This window comes from Oceaniradius stylonematis (assembly GCF_965223445.1).
Classification (GTDB): domain Bacteria; phylum Pseudomonadota; class Alphaproteobacteria; order Rhizobiales; family Rhizobiaceae; genus Roseitalea; species Roseitalea stylonematis.
On sequence record NZ_OZ244994.1, the window covers coordinates 1133779 to 1150679 of the forward strand.

A 16901-nucleotide genomic window follows, 5' to 3' on the forward strand; every position below is an offset into this window, starting at 1 on the left:
GCAGGTCAGGTCACCCGCCCGCGCGCCCGATAGGCCGGATCGTCCCACAGACGCCGATCCAGAACGTCGGCCAGAACATCGACGGCGCCGCGCACATCGTCCTCGTCGATAAAGAGCGGCGTGAAGCCGAACCGCATGATGCCCGGCGCCCGGAAGTCGCCGATCACATTGCGCGCGATCAGCGCCTGCATCGCCGCATAGCCGTGTTCGAACGCAAACGAGACCTGGCTGCCGCGCATGGAAGCGTCTCGCGGGCTGGCGAGCTCAAGGTCCGGGCAGCGCGCCTCGACCTCGGCGATGAACGTCTCGCACAACGCGATGCTCGCCGCGCGCACATCGTTCATGTCGATATCGTCCCAGACCTTGAGCGCTTCGTCGAGCGCGGCGATCTGTATGATCGGCGGCGTGCCCACCCGCATCCGCTCGATGCCCGATGCCGGCCGATAGTGCGGCTCGAAGGCGAACGGCGCGTCATGGCCCAGCCAGCCGCTCAACGCCGGCTCGACATCGTCGACAATGTCCGGATGCACCTGAATGAAGGCCGGCGCGCCGGGCCCGCCATTGAGATATTTGTAGGTGCAACCGACGGCAAATTCAGCCCCGCAGGCCGTCACGTCGACCGGCACGGCGCCGGCACTGTGAGCGAGATCCCAGATCATCACCGCGCCGGCCTCATGGGCAAGCCGGGTGATCGCATCCATGTCGTGCATGCGCCCGGTGCGGTAATCGACATGGGTGAGCATCACCGCCGCCACCTCTTCGGTGATGGCACCAGCGACCGCCTCGGGATCGACAACGCGCAGTTCGTGCCCCTTGTCCAGCTGCCGGATCAGGCCCTCGGCCATATAGAGATCGGTCGGGAAATTGCCGCTGTCGGACAGGATCACACGACGGCCGGGCCGCATCGCAAGGGCCGCCGACAAGGCCTGATGGACCTTGATCGACAGCGTGTCGCCGAGCACCACCGTGCCTTCCGGCGCACCGATCAGACGGCCGATCCGGTCGGCGACCGCGACCGGCTGCGCCATCCAGTCATCGACGTTCCAGCCCTTGATCAGGTGTTCGCCCCATTCGTGCCCGACCATCGATGCAAGACGATCGGGAACCGTGCGCGGCAGCGGGCCGAGCGAATTGCCGTCAAGATAGATCATCCCGTCGGGCAGGTTGAACCGCTGCTTGACGGGAAGCGCTGTCATCGCGCTTTGCACGCTCGTCGCTCCGCTCACAATTGCCCCCTCACGTTCCACAGTTCGGGAAACAGTTCGACCTCCAGCATCCGGCGCAGGTACTTCACGCCGGACGTGCCGCCGGTGCCGCGCTTGAAGCCGATGATCCGCTCGACCGTTGTGACATGGTTGAACCGCCAGCGCCGGAAATAGTCTTCCAGATCGACCAGCTTTTCCGCCAGTTCGTAAAGCGACCAGTGGCGGCGCGGATCGGTGTAGATCTCGGCCCACGCCGCCATCACGGCATCATCGGCCCGGTGCGGCGCGTCCATGCGATAGATGCCGGGCGGCAAATCCCGCTCCAGATGGGCGGAGAGTTGGTCGAGCGCGACATGATAGAGCGACTTTTGCGCCAGTTCCGCGGTCAGCCTGGCATGCAGTTCGGGCCGGTGTTCATGCACCTTCATCATCGCCGGATTGCGGTTGCCGAGCACGAATTCGATCAGGCGGTATTGATGCGACTGGAACCCGGACGATGCGCCGAGGTCCTCGCGGAACGCGGTGTACTCGCTCGGCGTCATCGTGCGCAAAACGTCCCAGGCGCCGTTCAACTGCTCGAAGATGCGGGCAACGCGCGTCAGCATCTTGAAGACGGGCTGGAAGTCGCCCTTGGCCAGCGCATCGCGCGCCGCGTTCAATTCGTGCAGCGCCAGCCGCATCCAGAGTTCCGAGGTCTGATGCTGAATGATGAACAGCATCTCGTCATGGGCATCGGACAGCGGGCTTTGCGCGGTCAGGATCGGATCGAGCGACAGATAATCGCCATAGCTCATATCCGCGGCAAACGACGTCTTGGCGCCTTCATCGGTCGGATCGTAGGCCTCGGTCAAAATGCGACCTCCCCATCTCTTGGTGCCAAGCGCAACATGCCGGTGCCCGGCACCAACCAAACAAATGCGGTGCCGTCGAACCCTATATGAACCGGCCTAGCCGACAAACTACCCGATAAACATGCGCGTGATCGCGCTGTCGGGGGCCCGCAGCCCTTCGATCACGGTGAAATGGTTGTGATCGCCATCGATCAGGCACGCGGTTTGCGCATCGAGCCCCTCCCAGACGGTGGCCAGAATGCGCGCCTGACGGATGAATTCCGGGCGCTCGCCACCGCCGACCCATGCGGTGACGCGCGGCTCGCCGGCCGGCCGGTGCAGAACGGCGCTTTCCGCCGCCGCTTCCGCCGCGTCCAGTTGCAGCGTGTCGTTCATGGCCGTGTGCATCAACGGCCGCAGATCGTGCAGCCCGCTGATCGACAGCGTGTGATCGATGCGCGCCAGAACGTCCGGCGGCAAGGGCGTGTCGTCGCAGATCATGCGGGTGACCAGATGTCCGCCCGCCGAATGGCCCGACAGGCGGATGGGACCGGCGACACGGTCGGCGGCGACCGCCAGCGCGCGGCCGATCTGCGCGGTGATCGCGGCGATGCGCGCCTCCGGCGTCAGCGTGTAGCTGGGCAGCGCCACCGCCCATCCCCTGGCGCGTGCGCCTTCGGCATAGTGCGTCCAGTCCGATTTCGACAACCGCATCCAGTAGCCGCCATGGACGAAGACGGCGAGCCCTTTCGGCGTTTCGTCCGGCCAGACGATGTCCAGACGTTCACGTGGGGCATCGCCATAGGCGATGTCGGCCTCCACCTTCACCCCGCCGGCGCGATAGGCGGCGGCATCGGCCGCCCACCGGCCCGGAAGTTCGCCGGAGCCCGGCACGTGGGCCATGTTGGCGAACGCATCGTCCCAGTCTTTCATGTCGGCATCACCCCGCCTGATAATCCGGTGTCGTTGACAGGAATGTGCCGTAGGCGCGCGCGTCGGGATAGCTGAAATTTTCGACCAGCGGATTGGACCGCTTCCACTGCCGCGCGCCCATGTCCTGCATCAGCTCGTCGAAATGCTTGAAATGGAACGGCGCCGAGCAGAGCCCGCCATAGATTTTCGCTGCCGGCCGCTCATTGCGCTTCCAGTCGAGCATGTCGCCGATATTGGCCTCCATCTCGGCGCGGCTGGGCTGGTTGGCAAGCTTGCCGTCGGCATAGCGCACCAGCCAGTTGGCGATGATCTCGGCCGAAAGCACGGTGCAGAAGCTGGAGTTGAAGCCGACAAACCCCATGTCGGGCAGGTCCGGGTTCACCGCCAGGCGATAAACGCGATACTGGCCGTCCTGCTCGATCAGCTTGTCGCGGTATTCCTGCGGCAAATAGGGCACGCCCAGCTTCCAGCCGACGGCCAGGATCGCAACGTCGCAATCGACGGTTTCGCCATTGGTCAGATGCAGCCGGCTGCCCTCATAGCGGTCGAAGGTGCCGATCACCGGCTTGATCTTGCCCTCGTTCAGATATTCGAACAGCCCCGGCGTGACGATCGGGATCGAACAGGAAATGTCCTTTTCGATAGGAACGTCGGGGACCATGTTGTGCTTCTTCAGGCCCAGCTGCAGCTTGAGCAGCGTTTCCAGTCCGCGGAAATTGGCCCAGACAAGCGGCTTTGTGATCGCCGCAAGGGTGCGCGCGACAGCACCCCTGCCCCATGCGTTGAACTGCATTTCCTGCGCCCGCATGTAGAGCAGCCGCTTGAAGTTGATGCCGCCGACGAAATACGGGATCCGCCAGACATTTTCGAGATAGACGAGCGTGACGGATTTGGCGCCGCTTTTCACCGCATTGACCGCGATATCGGTCGCCGATTTCGAGCCGCCCAGAATGACCACGTTCTTGCCCGCACAGACGGCGGGATCGGTATATTCGGACGAATGCAACACCTGCCCGCCCTGGGCGATGAAATCCTCCTGCCCCGGATGGCTGATGATGTTCTTTTCCGAAAACTGGCCGGTGCAGATGGCGACGAAGTCGAAATCCTCGGTCCAGCGCTGATTGCCGGCCTCAAGTGTCAGCGTCCAGCCGGGCTCGCCATCCGCACGGCGATCCATCGAGGCGACCGCCGTGTTTAGACAGAACAGCCGGCCGAGCCGGTGCTTGTCGGCATAGGAATGCAGATAGGCGTGCACCTGCGGGCCCTTTGGCCATTCGGGATAATCATCCGGCATGGGATGATCGGTGAAACAGTAGAGGTCCTTTGGCGATTGGGTCTGCACGTCCGGATAGGAGCGCGACAGTTCCCACACACCGCCGAAATCGTGGCTGCGTTCGAACCCGCAGACCCGGTGACCCTTTTCGTCGAATGCCTTGGCGGCTGCAAGACCACTGACCCCGCCGCCAATGACGGCAACCTTCTTCCGCTTGACCATGATGTGTCCTCGCCGCTCAGGCCGCATCCGGCGGCGGCAGGAAGTCGACCTCGTGCAGCGCCGAAAGCCGCACCAGTTCCTCAGGATCGGTCACGCCGTCGAGCGCGACGAAAAGATCGAACAGCTTGCGCGCCGGCGCCACGCCGAAAACGCAGGTGGCGGCGGCACCCGAGCGGTTGAAAATGCCGTGCGCGACGCCTTTTGGCATGCGGATCGTGTCGCCGGGGCCCGCCTTGTGGACATCGCCGCCGAATTCCACCTCGAGCGCACCCTCGAGCATGATGATCCACTCGTCCTGCGTCGGATGGACATGCGGCGGAACGAACGTGCCTTCGGGAATGGCGGCGTGCCACAAAAACGCATTGGGGCTGTGCAGCTTGGGCGTATAGGTGTGGCCGACGACGTTCCAGCTCGTGCCGTCAAGACCGTCCGACGCCGGTGTGATGCCCTGTTCCATGGTTTCCTCCCTCGAACATGTCGCATTGGCATCGATCACCATGCACCGGTTCGGCGCGTCGGCTTATCCAGATTGCGAATCCAATTCGTGTATCGATATTTTGAGCTTGAAATAAATCGGCCCCACGCTAGTCTCGGTCCATGGAGCAAACGACCGGGTCGGACGGACTGTTGGCTGCGCACGGGGTTTTGCGCACCAACGATCTTGACGCCGCCCGCCATGCCGTGGCCGGCCGATTCTGCGATCACCGGCTGACATTGACCGCGGGCCACAGCGTGTCGGTGCGCCACAATCATGTCGGCGGCCAGCACATCTCGCTGAACGTGCTCGGCTATGGCGGCGACGTTGCGATCGATCCCGGCATGCTGGGTGACTTCTACCTGCTGCAGATTCCGCTAACCGGCGAGGCACTGATCGCCCATCGGGGCGAAGAGGTCTGCGCCAGCCCGGAAAGGGCATCCATTCTCAACCCGGACCGCCCGACGCGGATGCGATGGCGTGCCGATTGCCGCAAGCTGCTGGTTCAGATCGAAGAGCGGTTTCTGCACAGCGTGGCGGAAGACGCCGCCGGCGCCGCCCTGCCCGGCCCGGTCCGGTTCGACCCGGCGGTCGATCTGCGCGGCAGACCGGGACGCAGGCTCCGGGCGCTGGCGCTGACCATGGCTCAGGCCGTCGATGCGGGCCGGCTCTATACCGGAAAACCCGGACTGCGCGAGATGGCGGCCGAGCGCGAACTGGCGCGCCAACTCCTGGCGCTGCAGCCCAGCAACGTGTCGCACATGGTGCGGGCCGATACCGGCGCGGCCCGGCCGGTGCATCTGCGCCGGGCGGTCGAGTTCATCCACAGCCACTATGCCGAGCCGATCGGCCTTGACGATATCGCGGCCAGGGCCGGCGTGCACCCGCGCAACCTTCAGATCGGTTTCAAAAGGGCATTCGGCCGGTCGCCGATCTCCTACCTGCGCGACGTCCGGCTCGATGCGGCACGGTATCACCTGTCGGCCCGTCAGAACCGCGACAGCGTCACTGAAACCGCTTTCGCCTGCGGCTTTTCCCATCTGGGGCGCTTTTCGCGCGACTACCGCGCCCGTTTCGGCCAATTGCCCAGCCAGGGCTGACTGATCGCATCGGCGTTCTTGACCGCACGCCATGGTCCGGCCCTATTAGGCCTGCGCTGTCGGCGCCGGTTTCCGGCGCCGGCCCTGCCCGCAAAGGTCACGATCCGGCCGCCAGCGGCAAAGTCCGGCCGAATTCGTGGCACTCGACTGTGCCGGTGACGAAAATCCGGGCGCAGCCAAGCGCTCGGCATGCAGGCGTAACACGCAGGCCGCCTGCCTCGGCAACCGGTCATGGCGCTCGGGCACGAACACCGCCCCCTTCGGCCCGACCCGGTTGAAGCGTTCGGTCCGTGGTGGCCCGGGGCACCACTTCAAAACCCAGATCGACGACCGGCTGGCTTGTCTCTTCACCGCGCAAGGCCGCACCCAGCAATGACATTGCCTGCCGCCCCATCTCGTGGCGAAAGGTGAGCACGCTGGTAATCGAAGGATGTGCGGCTGCCATCATCTCAAGATCGTTGAAGCCGCAAATCCCCATCTGTCCGGGCACGGCGATGCGCCGTCGCTGGCATTCGAACAGCGCCCCGACGGCCAAATCGTCATTGTTGCAGAAAACGGCATCGGTGTCGGGCGCCGTGGACAGCAGATCGGCCATCAGGTGTCCGCCAAGCGTGACCGATGAAGGCTGCGGGGTGGTCACGATGCGGGCGTCATCCAGCAGTCCGGCGGGCGACAGACACACCCTGAAGCCTTCCAGGCGGCGCTGCGTCCTGGGATCGAGCCGGGCGCCCAGAAAGCCGATCCTGCGATAGCCCGCGTCCAACAGGTGTCGCGTGGCGGCCCCGGCGGCCTCGCGGTGTGAAAAACCGACCATCATGTCGAACGGGTCCGGCCCGGTTTCCATGATCTGCACGATGCGGCATGGCGCCGAACGCAGCAGTCCGGCCGTCGCCTCGGACTGGTCTATGCCCGATATGATCAGGCCGGCCGGCTTCTGGCTGAGGAACGTCCGCACGAGGTCTTCCTCGGCGATCGGCGAATAGCGCGAATTGCCCAGTTGCACCTGCCAGGGCGTGCCTTCCGCCGCATCGTAGATGCCGCGCATGACATCGGCGAAGACGTTGTTGGTCACCGAAGGCACGATCACGCCGATCACGTTGGTGCGCCCGGCGGCAAGCGCGCGCGCCGCCGGATCGGGCACATAGCCCAGCCGTTCGATGACGGCCTGGATGGCATCGCGGGACCTGGCCGACACGCGGTCGGGATTGCGTAGGGCCCGGGAGACGGTCATAGCGCTAACACCAGCTTCGCGTGCAACGTCGGCGAGCGTGACGCCGCTTCTGCCCCTGTTTTTCATCGGTTTTCCCTTGATGGACGCCCATCGTGACGATAACGGAATTTTCCAAGTTGACAAATGTTAGCGCTATCATTCACATTGATGGCATGGAGGATTTCGATATTGCAAGTGGCGACGACCAACCTGGTAGCGGTGGTGATGGGTCCGTGCGGTGTCGGCAAAAGCGCCGTTGCGGCCGAAGCGGCGCGCCGAATGGGAGGCGGTTTCGTCGAGGCGGACGACCACCACACGGCACATGCCAAGGCACGCATGGCCGCCGGCGACGCCTTGACGGACGATGCAAGAATGCCGTGGCTGGACCGTGTCGGCGAGGCGGCGCGGCAGGCCGAACGGCCAACCATCGTCGCCTGCTCGGCGCTCAAGCGCCAATATCGCGACCGGCTGCGGCATGTGTTGGGATCGGTCCTGTTCGTCCACCTGACCGCACCGCGCCAGGTGATCGCCGAGCGGCTGGCCGCGCGCCGGGGCCATTTCGCGGGTGCCGAACTTCTGGACAGCCAGCTTGCGACGCTCGAACCGCTCGGCCCCGACGAGGCCGGGATCACGCTTGACGTCCGGGCGCCGCTCGCCTCTGTTTGCGAGACGGTGCTGGACTTCATGGCCGCCCAAGCGGTGGCAAACTTCAAACAGGATGACGGCGGCGCAACGTCGAACGTCATCCGCCAGCACATGCAAGGGAGGTAATCCGCATGTTCAAGACACTCACCAAATTGGCTCTCGCCTCATTGGTCGGCGCCGCGCTCGGCATCTCGGCCCATGCGCAGGAGATGACGCTGAAGTTCCAGTCGTCCGATCCGGCCGGCAACCCCAACTTCATCCTGCAGCAGGGCTGGGCCGAGAGCGTCAGCGAAAAGACCGGCGGCCGGCTGGCGATCGAGCTTCTGCCCGTGGAATCCATCGTCGCGCACAATGAAACCCAGGACGCCATCGCTGCCGGCATTCTCGACGGCCACGTGACCGATACGTCCTATTTCGCCGGCAAGGATCCGGCCTTCGGTCTGATCGCCAACCCCGTGGGCGCATGGTCGGCGCCGCAGGAAATGTTCGACTTCATGAGCGATGGCGGCGGCAAGGAGCTGATGAACGAGTTGCTCGAGCCCTACGGACTGCGCTTCATCGGAGCGACCACGCCGGGTCTTGAGGCGTTCGTCTCGAAGGTGCCGCTCACCGGCGTCGACGACCTTCAGGGCCTGAAGATGCGTGCGCCCGAAGGGCTCGTGCAGCAGGTGTTCGCCGCAGCCGGTGCCGCACCGGTGAACCTGCCCGGTTCGGAAGTGTTCACCTCGCTGGACAAGGGCGTGATCGATGCCGCCGACTATTCGGTGTTTTCCACCAACCAGGCCCAGGGCATGCACGACGTTGCGCCCAACCCGGTCTATCCCGGCTTCCACTCCATGCCGCTCGTCGAAATCTCGATGAACAAGGCCAAGTGGGATGCTCTGCCCGAAGACATGCAAGCTGCGCTTGAGGAGAGCGTCGCCGAGTTCGCCCTGTCGCAGGTCGCCGCTCTCGCCGCCAAGGATGAGGAAGCTGTCGCGGCGGCAAAGGCCGGCGGCGAGGTGACCGTTCATGACTGGCCGGCCGAGGAGCGCGCCAAGTTCCGCACGATCGCGACCGGCGAGTGGGCCAAGGTGGCCGCGCGCTCCGAGAACGCCCAGCGGGTCTACGAAGTCCTGACCGGATACCTCAAAGAAAACGGCATGATGAACTGAGGCGAGAGCCGTCATGTGCATGACCGGGCGGCTTGCCGCCCGGTTTTCTCTGGGAGGGGATCACCATGGAAACACCTGAGCACACGCCGGTCGAGCGGCCCGCCGGATCGATCCCCGAGGCTGGCTGGCTCGGGCGCTGGATCGACCGGGGCGGACTGGTCTTCGCCACGGGCATCGTCCTGTCGGTGCTCATCCTCATGAATGAGGTGATCCTGCGCTATGTCTTCAACGCGCCGACCATCTGGGCGCATGAGACGGTGATCTTCCTGTGCGGCATCGCCTTCGTCTATGGGGGGCTATACTGCTGCGCCCAGGACCGGCACATCCGCGTCGTGCTGATCTACGACGCTATTCCGCGCCGCATCAAACGCATCTTCGACACGATCATCTCGATCATCTGCGCCGCCGCCAGCGCCATGTTCGCCTGGGCCGCCTGGCTGATGGTACAGCGCGCCGCGTTCCGGCCGGACGGCACGTTCCGGCTCGAACGCACCGGCAGCGCCTGGGACCCGGTCTATCCCGGTCTGCTGAAGGTCTTCCTTCTGATCGTCCTCACGGTGATGGCGGTGCAGTTCATCATCCTCGCATGGAACTATGCTCGGGGCCGGAAGTGATGGAATTGTTCGGTTCCTTCCAGGCCCTGGGCATCGAGGGTGGCACGCTCCTGATGTTCGCCATGTTGCTGGGGCTTCTCGTCACCGGCATCCCGCTGGCCTATGTGACATTGCTGGTCGCGCTGATCTTCGCGCTGGGCTGGTTCGGCCCGATGGCCGTCCCGCTGATCACCAGCCGCGTCTATTCGTTCGTCTCGTCCTTCGTGTTCGTCTCGGTGCCGATGTTCGTTCTGATGGCGGCGATCCTCGACCGTTCGGGCATCGCACGCGATCTGTTCGACGCGATGAAGCTCGTCGGCGGCCGGCTGCGCGGCGGCGTGGCGATCCAGACCATCTTCGTCGCGGTGATCCTTGCGGCGATGAGCGGCATCATCGGCGGCGAGGTGGTGCTGCTGGGGCTTGTCGCGCTGCCGCAGATGCTGCGGCTTGGCTATGACAAGCATCTGGCGATCGGCGTCGTCTGCGCCGGCGGCGCCCTCGGCACCATGGTGCCCCCTTCGATTGTCCTGATCATCTATGGTCTGACGGCGAACGTCTCGGTGGGCGATCTGTTCACGGCCGCCTTCATCCCGGGCCTGATGCTTGCCGGCTTCTACATCGCCTATATCCTGATCCGCGCCTATCTGAACCCCGAGATCGCGCCGATCCCCGAAGGCCCGGACGTGCCGATGAGCGAAAAACTGCGCCTGCTCAAGGGGCTGATCCTGCCGCTGCTGGTCGTCGCCGGCGTCCTGGGCTCGATCTATGGCGGCATCGCCAGCGTGACCGAGGCGTCGGCGGTTGGCGTGGCGGGCGTCCTGCTGTCCACCGTCATCCGCGGCGAGTTCACGCTAGAACTGCTCAAGGGCGCCGCCCTCCAGACCCTGCGCACCGTCGGCATGATCGTCTGGATCGGCATCGGTGCTTCGGCCCTGGTCGGTGTGTTCAACCTGATGGGCGGCATCAATTTCGTCTCCCAGCTGATCACCGGCATCTCCGAGAACCCGCTGATCATCCTGCTGTTCATGATGCTGATCCTGTTCGTCCTGGGCATGTTCCTCGACTGGGTCGGCATCGCGCTTCTGACCATGCCCATCTTCGTGCCGATCATCACGCAGCTCGGCTATGATCCGGTCTGGTTCGGCGTCCTGTTCTGCATGAACATGCAGGTCTCCTTCCTGTCGCCGCCGTTCGGACCGGCCGCCTTCTATCTCAAGAGCGTTGCGCCGCCGGACATCTCGCTGGCGACGATCTTCCGCTCGCTGCTGCCGTTCATCTGCCTGCAAGTGCTGGCGCTTGCCGTGCTGATCGCCTTCCCCGGCATCACCGGGCGGTAGCATGAAGATCACCGAAGTAAGGACGCTGCGGCTCGACGAATTCCCGAACCTGGTCTGGGTGCAGATCGGGACCGACGAAGGTCTCAGCGGGCTGGGAGAGACCTTCTTCGGCGCCTCGGCGGTCGAGGCATACATCCATGACTGGTGCGCGCCGCGCCTGATCGGCAAGAACCCGCTGCACCTGCAGGCCCGCGTCAATGAGCTGTCCGACTATATCGGCTGGCGCGGCGCAGGCGTTGAAACGCGGGCCTATTCGGCGCTGGACATCGCGCTGTGGGATCTGTTCGCCAAGGCGCATGCCATGCCGCTCGCGGACGCGCTCGGCGGGCGGTCGCGGGACCGCATCCGTACCTACAACACCTGCGCGGGCTACAAATATGTGCGCGACCGGCGCGGTCAGACTGTCGACAACTGGCATACGGGCGATGCGGAAGGCCCCTACGAGGATCTGGACGCCTTTCTCACCGATGCGGGCGCGCTGGCCCGATCGCTTCTGGCGCAGGGCATCACGGCGATGAAGATCTGGCCGTTCGACATCGCCGCAGAGCGCTCGGGCGGGCTCGATATCACGCCCGACGAATTGCGCACCGCGCTCCGTCCGTTCGAGCAGATCCGCGAAGCGGTCGGCGATGCGATGAACGTCATGGTCGAGTTCCATTCGCTCTGGTCGCTGCCCATGGCGAAAAGGCTCGCGCGCGAACTCGCACCCTTCAACACCTACTGGCATGAAGACCCGTTTCGGCTCGACACGCCGGGCGATCTCAAGGACTACGCGCAGGCCTGCCAGACGTGGATTTGTGCCTCCGAGACGCTCAACGGAACGCCCGCGTTCCGCGATTATCTTCAGACGGGCGTCGCAGGCGTCGTCATGCTCGACCTGTCATGGTGCGGCGGGGTGACTGAGGCGCGCAAGATCGCCGGCATGGCCGAGGCCTACAAGGTGCCGGTCGCGCCGCACGATTGCACCGGCCCGGTCGTCTATGCCGCATCCTGTCACCTCTCCATGCATCTGAAGAACGCGCTGATCCAGGAAAGCGTGCGCGCCTTCTATACCGGCTGGTACCGGGAGCTTGCCCAAGGTCTGCCAGACGTCACCGATGGCATGATCGAACTGAAAGATGCACCCGGCCACGGCATCACACTCGATGAAGGGCTGTGGCGCCGCGCCGACGCGACGGTGCGCATCAGCAGCCGGTCCGACATTTGAAGCCGCGCATGGCCTCGGTGTTTCGGCGTCGGGCAGGATCGGCACGGCACACCGGCGGTATGCGGGTCGCCGCTGGCGCTTCGACCCGGCGTCTCGGCAATGCCATCGCTGTCGGTGTCATCGCTGTCGGTGCACTTGGCTTCAGGTTCGTGCCCTTCCCTTACCGAAAGCCGCTTTGGCACGATCGCCATGGTCTTCCCGACCATCATCGGGATCGGCCGTGAGCGCCAGGCGATGACGGTGCAGGAGATCTGTCACCTCCCGATCGCCGACCTGGCCGAAGTCGCGATAATGGCTGCCCACGGACAAGAACGGCTCGGGCTGATGGAGGCAGACAATGGCGTCGGCCTCTGCGCCCAGTTCGGCGAGGCTGGATGCGGGGGCAACAGGCAAGGCGACAATGATCTGTTTGGGCTGCCGCTGCCGGACCAGGCGAAGCGCCGCGCGGGCGGTCGCCCCGGTTGCCACCCCGTCATCGACCACGATGGCCGTCCGGCCCGCCAGCGGTTCGGGCGCAAGATCACCGAAATATAGGTTCCGGCGACGCTCGAGCTCCGGCAGTTCCCGCCTGGCCAGCGCAACGATATCCTCGTGCGACAGTTTCAGACTGTCGGCAATGTCTTGGTTGACGGTGATCTGCATGTCCTGGCCGTCCGAGACAGCGCCCACGGCGAGTTCGCGTTGACCCGGCACGCCGACCTTGCGGATCAGCAGCACATCGATCGGAAGGCGGAAACGCGCGGCAATCGGAGCGGCGATGGGCAAGCCGCCGCGCGGCAGCGCCACGACCACCGCATCGCCGAGGTCGAACGCAGCCAGACGCTGCGCCAACTGCTGACCCGCATCCTGCCGATCTTCGAACAACCACATGGCAAGACCATGCCCGGACGCGGGCATCGGCGCCTTAACTTCGATCAACGCCACCGCGCGTGGCATTCGCTAGGCTTTCATCACGCAATCGAGGACATCGGGAGGACAGTCCAATGGAGTCGATCATCCGCAAGGATGATGCGGATCGGGCGGCTGCCGCCTTGGCAGATCCCGACACGGCGCGGGCGTGCTTCGACTGGCAGGAGGCGCGGGCGCTGCTGACGGGGCTGCCGGGCGGCGCGCTGAACATCGGCTATGAGGCGGTCGACCGGCATGTCGCGCAAGGCCATGGCAGCGAAGTCGCCGTCCGCTGGATCGGCAAGGACGACACCCGCCGCGAACTGACCTATGCGGACATGGCAGACCTGTCGTCGCGCTTCGCCAATGTGCTGGCGGCCCATGGGCTGACGCAGGGCGACAGGCTGTTCGCACTCATGGGCCGGACGCCGGAGCTCTATGGCGCCGCCATCGGCACGCTCAAGGCCGGTCTTGTCTTCACACCGCTGTTTTCCGCGTTCGGCCCGGAGCCGATCCGGACCCGAATGGAGATCGGCGAGGCAAACGTCCTGCTGACGACGGCATCGATCTACCGGCGCAAGATCGCTGCCTGGCGCGACGAAATCCCCTCGCTGAAGCTCGTGCTCATCGCAGGCGACGAGGCGCCCGAGAGGTGCGTCGCGCTGGCGCCGGCACTGGCCGCCGCATCGGAGGCGTTCGAGGTCGCTCAAACGGAGCCCGAAGACAGGGCGCTGATCCACTTCACCTCCGGCACCACGGGCAAGCCCAAGGGCGCCGTCCATGTGCACCAGGCGGTGCTCTATCACGCCTATTCGGGGCGCAACGCGCTCGAATTGACGCCGGGCACGATCTACTGGTGCACGGCCGATCCGGGCTGGGTGACCGGGACGTCCTACGGCATCATCGCGCCATTGGTGAATCGCGTCACGATGATCGTCGACGAGGCCGAATTCGACGTCGAACGCTGGTATGGGATCATCGAACGGGAAAAGGTCGAGGTCTGGTACTCGGCGCCGACCGCGATCCGCATGATGATGCGTGCCGGTGCCGGGGCGGCGGCGGCGTTCGACTTTTCATCGCTGAAGTTTCTCGCCAGTGTCGGCGAGCCGCTCAACCCCGAAGCGGTCACCTGGAGCCATCAGGTCTTCGGCCGGCCGTTCCACGACAATTGGTGGCAGACCGAGACCGGCGGCATCATGATCGCCAACACCAGGGCGATGGACGTGCATCCCGGCTCGATGGGCAAGCCGCTGCCGGGGATCGAAGCGGCCATTGTCGAACGCGAGGACGGCACGCTGCACCAGTGCAAGGCCGGCGAGATCGGCGAACTGGCGCTCAGACCCGGCTGGCCGTCGATGATGCGGACCTATCTTCATGAGCAGGCGCGCTACGACAAGTGTTTCGTCGGCGGCTGGTATCTGTCCGGCGACCTCGCCATGCAGGACGCCGATGGCTATTTCTGGTTCGTCGGCCGCGCCGACGATCTGATCAAGTCGTCCGGCCATCTGATCGGTCCGTTCGAGGTCGAAAGCGCCCTGATCGAACATGACGCGATCGCCGAAGCGGGCGTCATCGGCATTCCCGACGAGACCGCCGGCGAGATCGTCAAGGCGTACGTGACGCTCAATGCGGGGTACGAGGCGTCGGAAGACCTCGAACGCGACGTGCGCGGCCATGCCCGCAAGAGGCTGGGCCCGGCCGTCGCGCCACGCCAGATCGTCTTCCGCAAGACCCTTCCCAAGACGCGCTCCGGCAAGATCATGCGCCGCCTGCTCAAGGCGCGCGAACTGGGCCTGCCGGAGGGCGACATTTCCACACTGGAGACCGACGAGACATGAGTGTGATCGACAAGCCGCGCCTCGACCATGCGCACATGCTCTCGCTGCTCGAAAGCATGATCCGTATCCGCCGCTTCGAGGACAAGTGCGCCGAGCTCTACACGCAGCAGAAGATCCGCGGCTTCCTGCACCTTTACGACGGCGAGGAGGCGATCGCATCGGGCGTGATCCCGGTGCTCACGCCCGCCGACCGGATCGTCGCCACATATCGTGAGCATGGACATGCGCTGGTGCGCGGCGTCCCGATGACCGCCGTCATGGCCGAGATGTACGGCAAGGCCGAGGGCTGTTCGGGGGGCCGCGGCGGCTCGATGCACCTGTTCGATTCGGCGACCAACTTCTATGGCGGCAACGCGATCGTCGGCGGCGGTCTGCCGCTCGCCGGCGGGTTGGCGCTGGCCGACAGGATGCAGGCCACCGACAGCGTCACCGCCTGCTTCTTCGGTGAGGGCGCGGTGGCCGAGGGCGAATTCCACGAAACGCTGAACCTGTGCAAACTCTGGAGCCTGCCCGTCCTTTTCGTGTGCGAGAACAACGGTTATGCGATGGGCTCGGCGCTGGCCCGCACGGAGGCGGAGACCGACATCCACAAGAAGGCCGCCGTCTACGGCATGCATGCCGAGGTGGTCGACGGAATGGATGTCGTCGCCGTCGAGGCAGCGGCGCGGCGTGGCATTCAGAGGATTCGCGAGACGGGCGGGCCGGTCTTCCTTGAATGCCGGACCTACCGCTTCCGCGCCCATTCCATGTTCGATGCCCAGCTCTATCGGGACAAGGACGAGGTGGAGCAATGGCGCGGCAAGGGACCGATCGTCCGCTTCAAAGGCTGGCTGTTGGAGAACGGTCTTGTCGATGAAGCCGACGTGGCCGCCATCGAGACCCGGGCCGACGCGGAGATCGCCGAAGCGGTGGCCTTTGCGGAAGCCGGGACGTGGGAGCCGGTCGAGGATCTGGAAAAGCATGTGCTCGGCGAACAGCCGCCACCGCCCGTGCCCGCCAAGCCGTCAGGCGAGACCGAGGAGATCAGCTACAGGGAGGCGGTCAAACGGGCGATCCGGGAAGCGATCGAGCGCGACGATCGCGTGTTCCTGATGGGTGAGGATGTCGGCGCCTATGGCGGCTGCTACGCCGTGACAAAGGGGCTGATGGCGGAACTGGGCGAGGACCGCATCCGCGACACGCCGCTTTCCGAATCCGGTTTCACCGGCGCCGGCATCGGCGCGGCAGCCGCCGGCATGCGGCCGATCGTAGAACTGATGACCGTCAATTTCAGCCTGTTGGCGCTCGACCAGATCCTCAACACGGCGGCGACCATGCGCCACATGTCGGGCAATGCGTTCGGCGTGCCGCTGGTAATCCGCATGGCGACCGGTGCCGGCAAGCAGCTTGCCGCCCAGCACTCTCATTCGCTCGAGGGCTGGTATGCCCACATTCCCGGCCTCAAGGTGCTCGCGCCGGCAACGATTGAGGACGCGCGCGGCATGCTCTGGACGGCGCTCGAAGACCCCGACCCGGTGCTAATCTTCGAAAACGTCATGCTCTACAACCAAACCGGCACGATCGACATCAATGCGGGCGCGGTGCCGATCACCGGCGCTGCGGTCCGGCGTCCCGGCACCGATATCTCGCTGATCACCTATGGCGGCTCGCTGTACAAGGTGATGGAGGCGGCAGACCAACTGGCTGGCGAGGGAATCGAGGCCGAGGTCGTCGATCTGCGGGCGTTGCGGCCACTGGACGACGAGACGATCATGGCGTCCGTTGCGCGCACGCGGCGCGCATTGATCGTCGACGAGGGCTGGCGGACCGGGTCGCTGGCGGCCGAAGTGTCGGCGCGGATCATGGAACAGGGATTCTGGAACCTCGATGCACCGGTCGGCCGCGTCTGCTCTGCCGAAGTCCCGATCCCCTATCCCAAGCACCTCGAGGACGCCGCGATCCCGCATGTCGAGAGCATCGTCGCCGGCGCCAGGGCCGTGATGGGGCGCTGA

At 65.1% G+C, this 16901-nt stretch carries 15 protein-coding genes; 8 read left to right on the forward strand and 7 right to left on the reverse strand.

Annotated features, from left to right (window positions below):
- Positions 1–5 precede the first annotated feature (5 nt).
- The 5 genes from kynU to ACOQOU_RS05660 all read right to left on the reverse strand — a co-directional run bounded on the left by kynU (position 6) and on the right by ACOQOU_RS05660 (position 4920).
- On the reverse strand, positions 6–1196 hold the full coding sequence (gene kynU, locus ACOQOU_RS05640) for a kynureninase (RefSeq protein WP_306025140.1): 1191 nt from the start codon (positions 1194–1196) through the stop codon (positions 6–8).
- A 26-nt stretch (positions 1197–1222) separates the two neighbouring features.
- A complete protein-coding gene (locus ACOQOU_RS05645; RefSeq protein WP_420578878.1) occupies positions 1223–1999 on the reverse strand; it encodes a tryptophan 2,3-dioxygenase in 777 nt (258 codons plus the stop codon).
- Positions 2000–2164: 165 nt separating this feature from the next.
- Positions 2165–2968, reverse strand: coding sequence for an alpha/beta hydrolase (locus ACOQOU_RS05650; protein WP_306025139.1), 804 nt, complete (start codon positions 2966–2968; stop codon positions 2165–2167).
- Positions 2969–2975: 7 nt separating this feature from the next.
- Positions 2976–4463: a flavin-containing monooxygenase gene (locus ACOQOU_RS05655; protein ID WP_306025138.1), complete on the reverse strand. Its 1488-nt coding sequence runs from the start codon at positions 4461–4463 to the stop codon at positions 2976–2978.
- A gap of 16 nt (positions 4464–4479) precedes the next feature.
- Positions 4480–4920 carry a cupin domain-containing protein gene (locus ACOQOU_RS05660; RefSeq protein WP_109767573.1) on the reverse strand — a complete coding sequence of 147 codons (441 nt, stop codon included), beginning with the start codon at positions 4918–4920 and terminating at the stop codon, positions 4480–4482.
- Positions 4921–5090: 170 nt separating this feature from the next.
- Here ACOQOU_RS05660 and ACOQOU_RS05665 point away from each other — a divergent pair, with 170 nt between their 5' ends.
- Positions 5091–6038 carry an AraC family transcriptional regulator gene (locus ACOQOU_RS05665; RefSeq protein WP_196780402.1) on the forward strand — a complete coding sequence of 316 codons (948 nt, stop codon included), beginning with the start codon at positions 5091–5093 and terminating at the stop codon, positions 6036–6038.
- Between the two features lie 229 nt (positions 6039–6267).
- Here the strand turns inward: ACOQOU_RS05665 and ACOQOU_RS05670 are convergent, their stop codons facing one another.
- A complete protein-coding gene (locus ACOQOU_RS05670) occupies positions 6268–7335 on the reverse strand; it encodes a LacI family DNA-binding transcriptional regulator (protein WP_306025137.1) in 1068 nt (355 codons plus the stop codon).
- A 108-nt stretch (positions 7336–7443) separates the two neighbouring features.
- Between ACOQOU_RS05670 and ACOQOU_RS05675 the strand changes: the two genes are divergently transcribed.
- From ACOQOU_RS05675 to ACOQOU_RS05695, 5 genes are all read left to right on the forward strand, one after another.
- On the forward strand, positions 7444–8019 hold the full coding sequence (locus ACOQOU_RS05675) for a gluconokinase (protein ID WP_245412934.1): 576 nt from the start codon (positions 7444–7446) through the stop codon (positions 8017–8019).
- A 5-nt stretch (positions 8020–8024) separates the two neighbouring features.
- A complete protein-coding gene (locus ACOQOU_RS05680) occupies positions 8025–9047 on the forward strand; it encodes a TRAP transporter substrate-binding protein (protein WP_306025136.1) in 1023 nt (340 codons plus the stop codon).
- Between the two features lie 65 nt (positions 9048–9112).
- On the forward strand, positions 9113–9661 hold the full coding sequence (locus ACOQOU_RS05685; RefSeq protein ID WP_109767574.1) for a TRAP transporter small permease subunit: 549 nt from the start codon (positions 9113–9115) through the stop codon (positions 9659–9661).
- Positions 9661–10977: a TRAP transporter large permease gene (locus ACOQOU_RS05690; RefSeq protein WP_109767472.1), complete on the forward strand. Its 1317-nt coding sequence runs from the start codon at positions 9661–9663 to the stop codon at positions 10975–10977. The genes ACOQOU_RS05685 and ACOQOU_RS05690 overlap by 1 nt, the downstream gene beginning before the upstream one ends.
- A 1-nt stretch (position 10978) precedes the next feature.
- Positions 10979–12184, forward strand: coding sequence for a mandelate racemase/muconate lactonizing enzyme family protein (locus ACOQOU_RS05695; RefSeq protein ID WP_306025135.1), 1206 nt, complete (start codon positions 10979–10981; stop codon positions 12182–12184).
- Positions 12185–12325: 141 nt separating this feature from the next.
- Here ACOQOU_RS05695 and ACOQOU_RS05700 read toward each other — a convergent pair whose 3' ends face one another.
- On the reverse strand, positions 12326–13120 hold the full coding sequence (locus tag ACOQOU_RS05700; protein ID WP_306025134.1) for a phosphoribosyltransferase: 795 nt from the start codon (positions 13118–13120) through the stop codon (positions 12326–12328).
- 47 nt (positions 13121–13167) lie between these two features.
- Here ACOQOU_RS05700 and acsA point away from each other — a divergent pair, with 47 nt between their 5' ends.
- Entirely contained in the window at positions 13168–14910 is a 1743-nt protein-coding gene (gene acsA, locus ACOQOU_RS05705; protein WP_306025133.1) for an acetate--CoA ligase, read from the forward strand.
- A complete protein-coding gene (gene pdhA / locus ACOQOU_RS05710; protein ID WP_306025132.1) occupies positions 14907–16901 on the forward strand; it encodes a pyruvate dehydrogenase (acetyl-transferring) E1 component subunit alpha in 1995 nt (664 codons plus the stop codon). Before acsA ends, pdhA begins: the two co-directional genes overlap by 4 nt.

Coding starts and splice junctions, on each gene's coding strand:
- kynU (WP_306025140.1), bottom strand. CDS start 1,196: ATGACAGCGCTTCCCGTCAAGCAGCGGTTCAACCTGCCCGACGGGATG.
- ACOQOU_RS05645 (WP_420578878.1), bottom strand. CDS start 1,999: ATGAGCTATGGCGATTATCTGTCGCTCGATCCGATCCTGACCGCGCAA.
- ACOQOU_RS05650 (WP_306025139.1), bottom strand. CDS start 2,968: ATGAAAGACTGGGACGATGCGTTCGCCAACATGGCCCACGTGCCGGGC.
- ACOQOU_RS05655 (WP_306025138.1), bottom strand. CDS start 4,463: ATGGTCAAGCGGAAGAAGGTTGCCGTCATTGGCGGCGGGGTCAGTGGT.
- ACOQOU_RS05660 (WP_109767573.1), bottom strand. CDS start 4,920: ATGGAACAGGGCATCACACCGGCGTCGGACGGTCTTGACGGCACGAGC.
- ACOQOU_RS05670 (WP_306025137.1), bottom strand. CDS start 7,335: ATGAAAAACAGGGGCAGAAGCGGCGTCACGCTCGCCGACGTTGCACGC.
- ACOQOU_RS05680 (WP_306025136.1), top strand. CDS start 8,025: ATGTTCAAGACACTCACCAAATTGGCTCTCGCCTCATTGGTCGGCGCC.
- ACOQOU_RS05685 (WP_109767574.1), top strand. CDS start 9,113: ATGGAAACACCTGAGCACACGCCGGTCGAGCGGCCCGCCGGATCGATC.
- ACOQOU_RS05690 (WP_109767472.1), top strand. CDS start 9,661: ATGGAATTGTTCGGTTCCTTCCAGGCCCTGGGCATCGAGGGTGGCACG.
- ACOQOU_RS05695 (WP_306025135.1), top strand. CDS start 10,979: ATGAAGATCACCGAAGTAAGGACGCTGCGGCTCGACGAATTCCCGAAC.
- ACOQOU_RS05700 (WP_306025134.1), bottom strand. CDS start 13,120: ATGCCACGCGCGGTGGCGTTGATCGAAGTTAAGGCGCCGATGCCCGCG.
- acsA (WP_306025133.1), top strand. CDS start 13,168: ATGGAGTCGATCATCCGCAAGGATGATGCGGATCGGGCGGCTGCCGCC.
- pdhA (WP_306025132.1), top strand. CDS start 14,907: ATGAGTGTGATCGACAAGCCGCGCCTCGACCATGCGCACATGCTCTCG.